Here is a 14,027-nt window from a genome sequence, read left to right as displayed (position 1 = left end):
AGACAAAAAAAGCCACTCTACTTGCCGTCCTCGATCGAGGCGGACAAGTAGGGTGGCTCTTTTATTATGGAGTGCTTCTTCTCGCTACTGAGGGCGAAGCCTTAGAGGAAGCGTAGGTATTGAGCGATCGTCGGAGCGAAGAAGCGGTGCTCGAGCTCATGGACTCGGTTCGCTAGGGTCTCCAGCGTGTCCCCTTCTCGCACGGGGCAGGTCGCCTGCAGAAGGTGATGCCCATGGTCGTAGTCTTCATCCACGAGGTGGATGGTGATCCCGCTGTGGCTTCTCCCCGCTTCGAGTACGGCTCGGTGGACGTGTGCTCCGTACATCCCCTTCCCTCCGAAGTCTGGGAGTAGGGCGGGGTGGATGTTGATGATGCGCTGGGGATACTCCTCTATATATATAGGAGTGACAAGGCAGAGGTAGCCTGCTAGGACGATGAGATCAATCGACTTCTCACGCATGAGCGCTAGAGGGCTTGTCCCTTCACGTAGCTCCTTGTTCGTGAAGTAATGGCAGGGAATGCCTAGGCGCTCCGCCCGCTCGATGACCCCAGCTTCTCGCTTATTGGTGAGGATGAGAGCGACCTCAGCCTCCCTAGTAGAGCGGAAATAGTGCACGATGGCTTCGGCGTTGGATCCGTTGCCAGAAGCGAGTATTGCTATTTGTTTCATAAATAGTTGTATCTTTGTGCACAGATGAAGCCTATCTGTGCAGTGTCTGCTCAGTGCCTAAGAGGTGAGGCTTCGGATGCATCAGCCCTGAGTGCTCTATGGGTACAAAGGTAACCGAATGCAAGTAAAGTAAGAATATTATAAACAAGTAAGAAACAGAATCATGTCACAGATCAACGACAAGGTAGTAGAAATCATCGTCGAAAAGCTTAACTGCGAAGCTAGCGAAGTAACTCCAGAAGCAAACTTCTCCAGCGACCTCGGTGCTGACTCTCTTGACACCGTAGAGCTCATCATGGAGTTCGAAAAGGCTTTCGATATCCAGATCCCCGACCAGGACGCTCAGGGTATCAAGACCGTCGGTGACGCTATCAGCTACATCGAAAGCAAGAAGGCTTAATCAGCCCGCTTGTCAGATAAAAGGAATTCGCTGATGGAACTCAAAAGAGTCGTCATCACGGGAATAGGCGCTATCTCACCTCTCGGAGCTACGGCTCGCGAGACGTGGGAGGCTGTCATAGCTGGTAAGAGTGGGGCAGGGCCCATCACGCTCTTCGATGCCTCTAAGTTCAAGACCACGTTTGCTTGTGAGGTCAAGGATTTTGATGTCGCTAAGTATATCGATAAGAAGGAGGCTCGCCGCTTAGATCGCTATGCTCAATTTGCCATGGTGGCAGCTGAAGAGAGTATCGCCGATTCCAAGCTTGACGTAGAGAAGACTGATAAAAACCGTGTCGGGGTCATCATCGCCTCCGGTATCGGTGGGCTGGGTACCTTCGAAGAGGAGGTGCGTGGCTACAACGCTGAGTCAGGACCTCGCTTCAACCCCTTCTTCATCCCTAAGATGATCTCTGATATCTCAGCAGGTCATGTCTCGATGAAGTATGGCTTCCATGGTCCTAACTATTCGACAGCTTCGGCTTGTGCTTCGTCGACGAACGCACTGATCGATGCTTGTCACCTCATCCGTCTAGGTAAGGCAGATGTGATCATCACTGGGGGGGCTGAAGCCTCCATCTGTGCTGCTGGTGTCGGTGGATTCAACGCAATGAATGCACTCTCCACGCGCAATGATGATCCTCAGGGTGCTTCACGTCCCTTCAGCGCATCGCGTGATGGCTTTGTCATGGGCGAAGGTGCTGCTTGCCTTGTGGTCGAGGAGCTAGAGCATGCTCTGGCTCGTGGTGCGCATATCTATGCAGAGCTCGTCGGTACGGGTCTCTCTGCAGATGCTTACCACCTGACAGCTACCCACCCCGAAGGGCTGGGAGCCAAGCTCGTCATGCAGAATGCTCTAGAGGACGCTGGTCTCGCTCCTGAAGACATTGACTACATCAATGTGCACGGGACATCTACGCCTGTCGGAGATATCTCCGAGTCTAAGGCAATCAAGGAAGTCTTCGGTGATGCAGCATACAAGCTGAACATCAGCTCTACGAAGTCCATGACGGGTCACCTCCTCGGGGCTGCTGGAGCTATCGAAGCTGTCTTTGCTCTGAAGTCTGTAGAAGAGGATATCGTACCTCCTACGATCAACCACGCTGCAGATGATGAGGATCCAGAGATCGACTATACGCTGAACTTCACCTTTAATAAGGCTCAGCATCGTACTGTCCGCGCTGCTCTCTCGAACACCTTCGGGTTCGGTGGGCACAATGCGAGCGTGATCTTCAAGAAGTACGTTAAGTAATTCGCTCCACGAAGCGTATCATCAAAGATCTGGACATAGCTCTATGATTATACGTATTCTGCGAGATGGACTTATGAGGCTCTTTGGGCGAAAGCCCAAGGAGCCTCTGTTCCTACTCGTCGAACTCCTCGGTTTTGAGCCTAGGGATCCAGAGCTCTACGATCTAGCATTCCGGCACAGCTCCATGAGTAAGCTCGATGCAGAGGGCTTTAAGGTAAATAATGAGCGCCTAGAGTTCCTTGGCGACTCTGTCCTTGCCACTGCGATGAGCCACTACCTCTATCGCCAGCATCCACACTGGGATGAGGGTGAGATGAGCAAGCGCCGAGGTGCGATTGTTAAGCGTGCTGTGAATAATGCGGTGGCTCAACAGATGGGGCTCGATCGACTCCTCCAGATTCGTCGAGAGGCTCGTCAGGGGAGCGCCGATATCTATGGGAATGCTCTTGAGGCTCTCATTGGGGCTATCTTCCTCGATCATGGCTATGCACGAGCCGAGTCGTTTGTCTTGACGAAGGTGCTCCCCCTCTTCCTCGAGCTTGAGGTAAGTCTCCGAGAGCAAACGACGAACTATAAGTCCCTCCTTCTGGAGTGGACGCAGAAGCATCATCTGATCCTAGACTTCAGGATGCTTCAAGAACCCAAACGCAGTGGCGCTCCTTTTGTCTGTGCTGTCTATGTAGATGGACGCAAGGTCGGAGTTGGGAGTGGCCCGAATAAGAAGGTTGCACATCAAGATGCCGCCCATCGAGCACTCCTGGCTTTGTGCCAAGCTGATGCCTCTGTTGCGACAGAGCTGGGGCGAGATTCGGCAGAGCTCGCCGGAGGTACCCTCTCCCGAGGTTAGCCTAATCCCCCTCTTCTGAGCCTGAATTGTGGGGGCTAGGTGTTGCTTCGGATTCATTCTTGATGATGAGTCTCGATGGGATTGTCTGCCTGGGAATGCGGTGGCAATGAGGATCTGTCTAGAGTTGTGAGTATTTGTAATTACATTTAAAAGCTATATCTTTGCCACGTGTATAGGTATCCTCTTTTGTGAGGAACTTGCGCGGGTCCCACTGTTGTGGCGTAGCCTTGAAGTTTTGGCGGATGGGCTTTCTTCTCCCCAGATCCTCTCCTTCCCTAGATTAACTGTGTGTGGTGTGTGAGGGTCGGTCTTCTGCTCTCTGGTCGGTTGTGCCCGCCTGTAGAGCCTAGTGTTAATTACGATTACAGATCAAAAAACGTAATATATTTAAGTTGAACATGATGTTTAAAAAGAGTTTAGTTGCAGCGGTCGCTTGCCTTGCTATGGCCCCAGCACTGCGCGCACAGCAGACGACTGACTCCGTCTATACGGTGGAAGTCAGAGATGCAGACAAGTACAGAGTCGAAACGAATAGATTTGGTGCAAACTGGTTCATCGGTATCGGTGCTGGTGCCCAGATGTATTTCGGTGACCACGACAAGCAGATGCGCTTCGTCGATCGTCTCACCCCTAACTTCGAAGTTTACTTTGGTAAGTGGTTTACGCCAGGTCTTGGGATTCGTCTTGGGGCTAATGGTTACAAGATCAAGGGTGTGTCCGGTTGGACTGGTCACTCGCTTGCTCACCCCAATGTGAACTATAAGAACTATGCAGGCTACATCGTAGACTGGAATCCTGCTACTCAGAAGGGTAAGCTCTATCAGCATACTCCTGCTAGCGTTGGTTACCCTCTCTACGAAACGGAACAGGAGTATATCCACGCTCATGCTGATGTGCTCTTCAACCTTACTCAGCTCGTCTGTGGGTACAATGAAGATCGCGTTTACTCGCTGATCCCTTACGCTGGCCTTGGTTTTGCTACCAGCCTCAAGAGAGCTTCCGTCTCTGGTGAGCACTCTCACGAAGTCTCAGCTAACATCGGTATCCTCAATCGCTTCCGTATCAACCGTGCTTGGGATATCAACTTCGATGTTCGTGGTGCTTTCTTCAATGACCACTTCGACCAGGAAGATGCTTCGCTCACGCCTCAGGGTAAGATCGCTCTCACCGCTGGCCGCTGGGGTGAAGGTCTTCTGACCGCTACCCTTGGTGTTAGCTACAACATCCCCCGTCGTGGTTGGGATCGTAGCACCATCACGACCATTCGTGTCAATGAGAATGTCCTCAACGATCTTCGTAACCGCCTTGGCGACCTCGAAAATCAGAACAACGACCTTCGTCGTCAGCTAGAGGAAGCTCTCAACCGCGAAGTTACGCCTGAGAATGTCGTTTCAGCTATTCCTCTCCTCGTAACCTTCCCAATCAACCGTTGGACGCTCAGCAACAAGGACCGCGTCAACCTCGGCTTCCTTGCAGATGCGCTTAAGGCTAACCCCAAGCTCGTCTACCAGATTACTGGGTTCGCTGATAAGGGTACGGGTAGCAAGAAGCGTAACATCTTCCTTGCTCGGAAGCGTGCTGAAGTTGTCTACAACTGCCTCGTGAAGGAATTCGGTGTATCTGAATCTCAGCTCCAGAAGGATTCTAAGGGTGGTGTAGCTAATATGTACTACAACGACCCACGTTGCAGCCGCTCTGTACTGAGCAAGATGGCTGAATAAGAGTATCTCGCTATTTCTTAGCCATCCCTCGCCGTGCTCGTCACGTCGAGGGGTGTGCGCTAAAGAATGATCTCCCTCTAGAAGCCTAAATAGCGTTTCTTGGGGGAGATCATTCCTCTTTAGTGCCGATATCCTCATCATGAAGCTCTGCCGAGAAGGATTGCTTCCTTTTATTCATGATGAGGGATGATTGTGTACGAGTCTTCGTGCACAATTCTTAGCAAATGCCCTTCGGTGCAGATCTCCGAAGAGATCTGTTTATGCGGAGCTCCATGAGATAAGAGTCCTTGTGACCCAATTGTACACCTCTTCTGTGATCTCATGTATTTTGGCTCCTTTGGATCCCTCTTCCTATGACGCCCCTTGTTTCGATTATTATCCCCGTCTACAAGGCCGAGCAGACCCTGCCTGCTTGCCTTGCTCAGCTAAGAGCCCAGACCTATCGTCACCTGCAGATCATCTTCGTCGATGACTGTAGTCCTGATGGTGGGCTTGCCTATTTAGAGACGCAGAAGCCTCTTCTCGAGGAACTGGGGATGGAGGTGGATCTCCTCCATCATGAAGTCAATCGAGGGGTGGCATCAGCAAGAAACACGGGTATCCCTGCCGTCCGAGGGGAGTATATCTATTCTGTAGATGCTGATGATATGCTTGATCCCCGTGCTATCCAGCTCTTTGTTGATCGAGCTCAAGAGACGGGAGCCGATATTATCGGTTGTGAATACCTCTTGTCTCAAGGTGATAGCCTTCGTCGTATCAGTCAGCCAGAGGTGAAGACGGGAATAGAAGCTCTGCATCAGATCTTCGCAGGGAAGATGAAGTGGAATCTATGGCTCTTCATGATCCGTCGCTCCCTGCTGGATACAGCTGGTCCTTCTCCATTCCTCCCTGGGGTGAATATGGGCGAGGACTTGATGCTTCTGGGGAAGCTCCTTCATCGTGCATCTTCAGTCTCGATCATCCACGAACCTCTTTATACTTATGTTCGCTCTGATCAGCAGATCACGAGTGTGTATCGCCCAGAGCATTGGCAGCAGGTGGAGACAAATGTTCGAGAGCTGGAGTCCTATCTTAAGGAACACGCTAGTGCTCGAGAGCTAGAGCTCCTTCACCAATTGAAGCTAAACCTTAAGCTTCCTCTCTTGATTTCGACTCAGCGTGAAGATTTTGATCGCTGGAGTACAATGTATCCGGAGAGTAATGCGTATATCTTGAAGAATAGCAGTCTTCCTTTCCGCACAAAACTTCTGCAGTATATGGCGGCGAAGAAGCAATTTTGGTTTGTCGTACTATACAATAAGGTCATCATGCGGTGGCTGTATAAAATCTTATATAAGTAGCCCTAAGCACCACTATCTATGAGGAAGCTCCTCCTAATGATCGCCATAGGGGTACTAATCTCCTGCTCATATTACTCCTTTGACCTAGCAGCTTTTCCTAATGGCCCCAATACGAAGATGATTGTGGCCGTCATAGGACTATTGTGGTTTGCCTACGATAGTCTCTTGCGTCGCAATAGCCGTACAGTACAGTTGCCTCAGGTGATGGTGATAGGTCTGATTTTTGCAGGCCTCTACTCCATCATCAATATTTTTGCCATTGAATTCAATGCGACGGATGACTATAGTTACGCCAACTATGTCACCACTTTCCTCGTTTGGATTTTCAGCGTCTATCCGACCATAGCCTTAATTCGGATCACACACGGTACGGCCACCCTTCCCATTCTTACATATTATCTGGTTGCTGCAACACTTTTCCAGTGCGTCACAGGGCTTATCATGGATAATAGTCCAGAGTTTGATGAGTTCAATGCTAAGATTGTGCTCTGGGAAAGAGATTTCTTTGACAGAATTGATCGCATTCGTTGTTTTAGTACATCGTTGGACTTAGCGGGGGTACGCTTTGCGCTTGTTTTAATCCTTATCTTAGCCATATTGGGAGTAGATAAGTCTGTTCGCAGTAATAAGTCAGGGGCACTTTATTTGCTGTTCTCCTTCTTCTTAATCACGGGGATTGGGAATATGGTCTCTCGTACTACATTTACAGGAACAGCGATAGGGCTACTCTTGGTGTTTTTACAGAAGTTGACCAAACGAGGGGGGGGGGCTCAAGGAGGAAGTTATCTTGTGTGGGCTTTCATTTTATTTTCTATCTTGATGACAAGTGTTGGGGTTTATCTATACAATACAGATGAATATTATTATGACTTGTTGCGCTTTGCTTTCGAGGGGTTCTTTAATCTTGTAGAGCAGGGAGAATTCACTACTGGGTCAACAGAGGTCCTAGAGACCATGTGGATATGGCCTACGGATACCAAGACTTGGATCATCGGGAATGGGATCTATGGATCCTGGGCCTATCATACGGATATTGGTTATTGTCGCTTAATCCTCTATTCTGGGCTTACGGGGTTTGTGGTCTTTGCGATGAGCTTTGTCTACTATGCCTACTACTTTGCTCGCAAGTATCCCCGCTATGTTTGGCTCTTTATGGGTTTCCTTGCGATGACGTTCATTGTATGGATAAAGGTCTCTACGGATATCCTGATGATCTACGCATTCTTCTTCTGGTTCAACAACGAAGAGAGCGATCGCATCAATGGAATAACCCCAGCTGAATCTATTGCCTCATGAGAATCGCCTATTGTATTCCAGCTACCTCCAACTCTGGGGGGATGGAGCGAGTCCTAACACGTAAGGTGAACTACCTCGTGTCTCTTGGGCATGAGCTCATCATCATCACGACAGACCAACGTGGGGCTAAGCCCTTCTTCCCTCTGGAAGAGCCTGTCAAGCAGTATGACCTTGGGATCAACTATGATGAGAATAATGGTCAGGGCATCCTATCTAAGCTCTTAGCTTACCCACGAAAGAAGCGCTTGCATAAGGAGCGTCTTCGTGCTTTGCTCTTGGAGCTTCGTGCTGATATAGTGATCTCTATGTTTGGAGATGATGCCTCCTTCCTCCCCCAGATCAAGGATGGGAGTAAGAAGGTCTTGGAGTATCACTTCTCTAAGCTTAAGCGTCTGCAGTATGGGCGCACTGGTCTCTGGAGGCTTGTTGATATCCTGCGCACCAAGCTGGATGAGCGGACGGTGATGCCTTTTGATCGCTTCGTCGTCTTGACGGCTGAGGATCAAAGCTATTGGGGTGCCCTTCCCCATATCCGAGTGATCCCCAATCCTCTTCCCTTTACTTCCGAGGAGACCTCTTCCTGCACAGCTACTAAGGTTGTTGCAGTCGGGCGCTATGACTTTCAGAAGAACTTCTCCAAGCTGCTTCAGCTGTGGGCTCGTCTAGTGCCAGACTTCCCTGAATGGCAACTTGAGATCTATGGAGATGGGATTCAGAGGGGACAATTAGAGCAAGAAGTGAAAGAGCTTGGAGTATCTAGCTCAGTGACGCTAGCCCAGCCAACCCACCAGATGAAGGAGGTCTATCTCAGTGCCTCGATCTATGCGATGACCTCTCGCTACGAAGGGCTACCCATGGTCTTGATCGAAGCGCAGCAGATGGGTCTTCCTATCGTCTCCTTTGCTTGTCCCTGTGGTCCTCGTGATGTGATCCATGATGGAGAGGATGGCTTCCTCGTGCCGATGGGGCAGGATGCTCTCTTCCTCAAGGCCATGCGCTCCCTAATGTCTTCCGAAGAAGAGCGTATCCACATGGGCCAGCGGGCTCGAGAGGCTTCTAGTCGCTACGAAGTAGATGCTGTGATGGAGAAGTGGCTTAAGCTCTTCTCTGAACTTGTCCCCGCTAAGTCTTCGTCTGTGCTATGAAGAAGCTAGTCATCTCTGCTGTCAATCTCCGGAAGGGGGGGACACTCACCATCCTTCGGAAGTGCCTTTCCTTCCTCTCCGAGTGGGCTCCTCGTATGGGGTATGAGGTGGTTGCACTGGTGCATAAGCGTGAGCTCGCAGACTACCCCAACATTTGCTATATCGAGCTGCCTTGGGCTATCGAAGGGTGGGGAAAGCGCCTCTGGTGTGAATATGTCACGATGGGGCAGATCTCACGGGAGCTTGGCGAGATTGACCTCTGGCTCTCCCTCCATGATACGACCCCACGGGTGAAGGCTCGCCGTCAGGCGGTGTATTGCCAGACTTCATTCCCCTTCCTACGCTGGCGATGGAGCGACTTCCGCTTTGATAAGAAGATCCCACTGTTTGCGATGTTCACTCGCTTTGCCTATCGGATCGGTATCCATAAAAATCGCTATCTTGTTGTCCAGCAGCAGTGGCTTAGAGAGGGTTTTAGTCGGATGTTTGGGCTTCCCGAAGATCGCTTCGTCGTAGCTCCTCCGCAGCGAGAGGTTCTCCCGACTCAAGCTTCATTAGGGGAGGATGTCAAGCAACCCTTCACCTTCCTCTATGCTGCTACAGCAGATGTCCATAAGAACTTTGAACTCCTCTGTGAGGCTACTCAGCATCTGGAGGAGCGGGTGGGTAAGGGAGTCTTCCGTGTGATCCTGACGATCGACGGCTCGGAGAATAAGTATGCCTCTTGGCTTCGCAAGACTTGGGGGCATGTCTCGAGTCTACATTTCTCAGGCTTCATGACTAAGGAGCAACTTCAAGCCACCTATGCAAGCACAAATTGTCTAGTCTTCCCGTCGCGTGTCGAGACATGGGGCTTGCCGATCTCGGAATTCCTTCCTTATGATCGGCCGATGCTCCTCTCTGATCTTCCCTTTGCACACGAGACGGCAGCGGGTGCTCGTGAGGTAGGGTTCTTTGATCCTACGTCAGCAGAATCACTCGCCCATGCTATGGAGCGTGTCCTTGCTGGGGATCATGGGGCTCTGGAGCCCGTCCCTCATCACCCGCTACAGCAGCCCAAGGCAAGCTCTTGGGCCGAGCTCTTTGAGCTTCTTCTCTCCGAGGATTGATGCCTCTCTGATGGGAGGTATTATCCTTTGCTTGAGTACCCCATGTATGGGGTGCTTTCGGACCCCATGAATGGGTCACCCTAGTCCCCCATGAATGGGTTCTTTTCTTTCTCTAATTTAGCTAAGGTTTCATGGTCTCAGCCCTTCTGAAGTCTTTGATGTGATGGATGAAGCAGAGGAGCGGATTACTTGAGCTGGTTTCTTACACTATCTTCGAGGTGTAGTGATATTAAGGCTTCTCGCAGCCTACACATACACCCTCGTTGAACAAAGGCACAACAATAATGAAAGTATTACAACTTGGTAAGTTCTATCCCATCAAGGGTGGGGTGGAGAAGGTCATGGAGATTTTTACCCAGGGCTTAGCTGAGCGAGGCTTTCCCTCTGATATGCTCTGTGTCTCTAAGAACGGCAATACGGAGAATGTCATACTCTCCGAGAATGCACGAGTCCTGCGCACCCAGAAGCTAGCAGAGATCGCAGCGACGATGATCTCTCCGCAGCTGATCTGGCGCCTTCGGTGTATCTGTCGTAGGTACGATATCATCCATGTGCATCACCCTGACCCCATGGCTGCTCTAGCTCTTTTCTTCTCGGGGTATCGAGGCAAGGTGGTCTTGCATTGGCATAGTGATATCCTCAAGCAGAAGTTCCTCCTCCGCTTCTTCAAGCCGTTGCAGAATTGGTTGATACGTCGAGCAGATCTTATCCTCGGAACTACTCCCATCTACGTACAGGAGTCTCCCTTCCTCAAGGATGTGCAGCACAAGACTGCCTATCTACCTATCGGGGTTGATCCTTATCCCTGGCTATCTGATGAGATCAAAGATATCCGAGCTCAGTATCCAGGCAAGAAGATCATCTTCAGCATGGGCCGTCTCGTGGGCTACAAGGGGTATGAGTACCTTGTCTCTGCGATGACCCACCTACCTGATGAGTATGTCCTATTGATCGGTAGCGATGGCCCTCTGAAGGAGGAACTTCAGCAACAGATTGAACAGCTGGGGCTCCAGGATCGAGTAACCCTTCTCGGGGGGATTAAGGAGAAGGAGAAGCCTGCTTACTTCGGAGCTTGTGACGTGTTCTGTCTGAGCTCGACGATGAAGACCGAAGCCTATGCGATTGTGCTCATCGAAGCTATGTCGCTGAGCCGTCCTGTCGTGGCGACTCAGATCCCAGAGTCAGGCGTATCTTGGGTCAATGCTCATGATGTCTCTGGGCTCAATGTGCCGATTCGAGATCCAGAAGCTATGGCTGGAGCTATCCAGAAGATCTGCGCAGATCCCGAGCTGTGGAAGCGCTACAGCCAGGGGGCTCGACAGCGCTTCGATGATACCTTCACTAAGGACGAAATGATCAATAGTTTGATCGAGACTTATACCCAACTACTCAATAAATAATTATAAGGTTTATGAATGCATTTGAACGCGTAATTAAGAGAGCATGTGACTTTGTCTTTGCTCTTGTCTCCCTCCTGATCTTCTCTCCCGTGATGGCTGTGATCGCCCTCATGATCAAGCGTGAGGATCCGTCGGGAGATGTCATCTTTCGTCAAGTCCGTATAGGCTACAAGGGGAAGCCATTCACGCTTTATAAGTTCCGCTCCATGCGTATGGATGCAGAGAAGGATAATTGCCCCCAGCTCTATAGCGATGGCGATAGTCGTCTGACGCGCGTCGGAGCATTCATCCGAGCTCACCATCTCGATGAGTTCCCTCAGCTCTGGAATGTGCTCAAGGGGGAGATGTCGTTCGTAGGCCCTCGCCCTGAGCGCCAGTTCTTCATCGACCAGATCATGGAGCGCAACCCAGACTACGTGCGACTCTATGCGGTGCGCCCAGGCCTTTTCTCCTATGCTACCCTGTATAATGGTTATACAGACACGATTGAGAAGATGCTTGAGCGTCTCCGACTAGACTTGGAGTATCTTGATAATTACTCGCTCTTTACCGATATCAAGATTATCTTCCTTACCGCTATTTCCATTATATTTGGCAAGAAATTCTAAGCATAAACATTTTTTCACGATAATGACCAAGAGATTATTCCGGATATGGGGGATAGCCGTCGCTACCCTCTCACTCCTCACACTCTCGTCGTGTGATTCAGCTAAGCGTACTAACTACCTCCAAGATATCGAGGTCGCTAAGGCCTATGGAGTCAAGCATGATGTGGGGATCATCGTCCAGAAGGGCGACAAGCTACGTATCACGGTGACGAGCCTAGCTTCTCCCGAGCTAGCTCTGCCCTTCAACTCAAGACTCGCTGCTCCTCAGAGCACTGCTACCAGCGTGCGTGCCGAAGCGCTCCTAAAGAATGGCCCGACGGTAGCTGCTGCAGACACGCTCAAGTCTTATCTTGTCGATGTCGATGGGCAGATCCAATTCCCCGTCCTCGGCAATATCTCCGTCGCAGGGCTTAGCCTTGAGCAAGTGAGTGAGCACATTAAGAACCTGCTCATCGGAGGCAATTATCTCAAGGATGCTCATGTCGTGACCTCCTTCGACAACCTCAGAGTATATCTCCTCGGAGCTTTCGAAGTCAACCGTACCCTGTCGGGGGGAAATCAAACTCGACTTGTAGATCGCGGTTCTTTCCATCTGGATAATGCTCAGACCAATATCCTAGAGCTACTTTCTCGAGCAGGAGGTCTATCCGATCAGGCTGACTACTCTAGGCTGAGTGTCATCCGCCGTGTAGGGCGTGAGTATGTCTACTACCGCCTTGATATGCTCTCAAAGAGTATCTTTGATTCGCCAGCCTTCTATCTGCAGCAGAATGATATCATCTATGCAGAGTACAAATACCGTACGCGCGACACCGACCAGAAGGTCAGCACGGCCATCGGTTATATCTCGACAGCTGCCTCTGCTATCCTCTCTGCCCTAGCAATTATTTCGGTCCTCAAGCGATAGACGCATCATTATGCCAGAACAGCTAACCTCTAATCGACCGAGCGACAAGACCTCAGAACTGAACCTCGTCGATATCTTCATGTACCTCTATCGGTACAAGTTCATCTACATCCTCTGTGTCGGGATCGTTGTTGCCCTTGCCCTCTATCGCAATGCTCGTCAGCCCTTCGCTTACGAAGGGGAGGTGAAGATCTTCATTCGTGATGCTTCGCAGCGTACGATGGTGGATGACAACATGCTCCGCTATATGCGTAGCTCTCGCCTCAATGTCTCCAACGAACGTATCCAGCTCGCTTCACGCCGTGTCATGCAGCGTGCCGTGAGACTCTCTGGTGCTAATGTCTACTACAATGTCAAGAGTGGGCTGCGCACCCTAGAGCTCTATGAGGAGTCTCCCTTCACGGTGACGTTCTTGGACACGCTGGATGTCTCCAATACCTTCCGTGTCTCCTATCAGGATGCGGGTCATGTGTCGATCAAGTTCCCCGAGACTGGACGCACTCAGGTGATCCCTCTCGGGATGCCCGTCAGTCTTGGTCATACACGCTTCGTCGTCGAACCAAAAAGTGGGTTCAACTCACCATGGGCTTACTCTGAGATCGAAGTTAATCGTATCCCCTTCGTAGATGCTGTACGCTTCTATCAGCACTCGGTCATAATCTCCCAGCCCGAGAAGCAGGCTTCTACGCTTACGCTTACGCTCCGCGACAAGACTCTCAAAAGAGCTCTTGACATCCTCTCTGCTCAGGTGATGGCATACAATCAGGAGGAAGTAGAGATGCGTAACCAGGTCTCTAGGAATACGGCAGAGTTTGTCAACGAACGACTGGAAGCCCTAGGTCGAGAACTCGGTATTGTCGAGCAAGATATGGCTCGCTTCTCTACTCGCAATAAGACGCTTGACTTCTCCTCCAAGGTCGGGAGCTACAATGCTCGTTCCCTCGAAGAGGAAGACGCTTCCATCAAGATCGAGAAGGAACTCAAGCTCGTCTCCTACATGCTTTCTCAGCTGAATAGCCCCAGCAAGCGTGGTGGGCTCATGCCTCTGAATATCGGCATGCCAGACCAAGAGCTGGATAGCCATATCACGCAGTATAACCAGCTGAAGTTCCAGCGTGACAAGCTCGTAGAAAGCTCTGGTGGTAGCACGCAGAATCCCGTCATCGCTGAGTATGATGCCACGCTCGATCAGCTTCGCAAGGCTGCCATCGAGATCCTGAACCAGCAGGCAAATGCCCTAAGAGCTCGTCTCAAGAGCGTTGAGCGAGATCAGTCAGATCTCTTCTCTAAGCT

General features: G+C 50.8%; 12 protein-coding genes and 1 pseudogene. 12 read left to right on the top strand and 1 reads right to left on the bottom strand.

Features of this window, described 5'->3' with window-relative positions:
- Window positions 1-101: 101 nt before the first annotated feature.
- Window positions 102-671 carry a phosphoribosylglycinamide formyltransferase gene (purN, locus tag Q0336_RS07340; protein WP_298527223.1) on the bottom strand — a complete coding sequence of 190 codons (570 nt, stop codon included), beginning with the start codon at window positions 669-671 and terminating at the stop codon, window positions 102-104.
- A 163-nt stretch (window positions 672-834) separates the two neighbouring features.
- On the opposite strand from purN, the gene Q0336_RS07335 reads away from it, so the two are divergent.
- From Q0336_RS07335 to Q0336_RS07280, 12 genes and pseudogenes are all read left to right on the top strand, one after another.
- The gene (locus Q0336_RS07335) at window positions 835-1,071 is read left to right on the top strand and encodes an acyl carrier protein (protein WP_021667753.1); all 237 of its coding nucleotides are present in this window, start codon (window positions 835-837) and stop codon (window positions 1,069-1,071) included.
- A 33-nt stretch (window positions 1,072-1,104) separates the two neighbouring features.
- A complete protein-coding gene (gene fabF, locus Q0336_RS07330; protein WP_298527220.1) occupies window positions 1,105-2,361 on the top strand; it encodes a beta-ketoacyl-ACP synthase II in 1,257 nt (418 codons plus the stop codon).
- A 43-nt stretch (window positions 2,362-2,404) separates the two neighbouring features.
- Window positions 2,405-3,208, top strand: a complete 804-nt coding sequence (gene rnc / locus Q0336_RS07325) for a ribonuclease III (protein ID WP_298527217.1) — start codon at window positions 2,405-2,407, stop codon at window positions 3,206-3,208.
- 398 nt (window positions 3,209-3,606) lie between these two features.
- On the top strand, window positions 3,607-4,929 hold the full coding sequence (locus Q0336_RS07320; RefSeq protein ID WP_298527214.1) for an OmpA family protein: 1,323 nt from the start codon (window positions 3,607-3,609) through the stop codon (window positions 4,927-4,929).
- A gap of 353 nt (window positions 4,930-5,282) precedes the next feature.
- A complete protein-coding gene (locus Q0336_RS07315) occupies window positions 5,283-6,269 on the top strand; it encodes a glycosyltransferase family 2 protein (RefSeq protein ID WP_298527211.1) in 987 nt (328 codons plus the stop codon).
- An 18-nt stretch (window positions 6,270-6,287) separates the two neighbouring features.
- Window positions 6,288-7,565: a hypothetical protein gene (locus tag Q0336_RS07310; protein WP_298527208.1), complete on the top strand. Its 1,278-nt coding sequence runs from the start codon at window positions 6,288-6,290 to the stop codon at window positions 7,563-7,565.
- 41 nt (window positions 7,566-7,606) lie between these two features.
- Window positions 7,607-8,710 carry a glycosyltransferase family 4 protein gene (locus Q0336_RS07305; protein ID WP_298527206.1) on the top strand — a complete coding sequence of 368 codons (1,104 nt, stop codon included), beginning with the start codon at window positions 7,607-7,609 and terminating at the stop codon, window positions 8,708-8,710.
- Window positions 8,707-9,819, top strand: coding sequence for a glycosyltransferase family 1 protein (locus Q0336_RS07300; RefSeq protein WP_298527204.1), 1,113 nt, complete (start codon window positions 8,707-8,709; stop codon window positions 9,817-9,819). The genes Q0336_RS07305 and Q0336_RS07300 overlap by 4 nt, the downstream gene beginning before the upstream one ends.
- Before the next feature lie 284 nt (window positions 9,820-10,103).
- On the top strand, window positions 10,104-11,219 hold the full coding sequence (locus tag Q0336_RS07295) for a glycosyltransferase (RefSeq protein WP_298527201.1): 1,116 nt from the start codon (window positions 10,104-10,106) through the stop codon (window positions 11,217-11,219).
- Between the two features lie 11 nt (window positions 11,220-11,230).
- Complete coding sequence (locus Q0336_RS07290; protein WP_298527199.1) at window positions 11,231-11,827, top strand: sugar transferase; 597 nt, start codon at window positions 11,231-11,233, stop codon at window positions 11,825-11,827.
- Window positions 11,828-11,849: 22 nt separating this feature from the next.
- Window positions 11,850-12,734, top strand: coding sequence for a polysaccharide biosynthesis/export family protein (locus Q0336_RS07285; protein WP_298527197.1), 885 nt, complete (start codon window positions 11,850-11,852; stop codon window positions 12,732-12,734).
- A 10-nt stretch (window positions 12,735-12,744) separates the two neighbouring features.
- Window positions 12,745-14,027 (top strand): annotated as a pseudogene (locus tag Q0336_RS07280) (capsular exopolysaccharide family protein); the annotation flags it as partial.

It is taken from the genome of uncultured Porphyromonas sp. (assembly GCF_938039215.1).
GTDB lineage: Bacteria > Bacteroidota > Bacteroidia > Bacteroidales > Porphyromonadaceae > Porphyromonas.
This window is presented reverse-complemented; position numbering and strand designations above follow the sequence as displayed.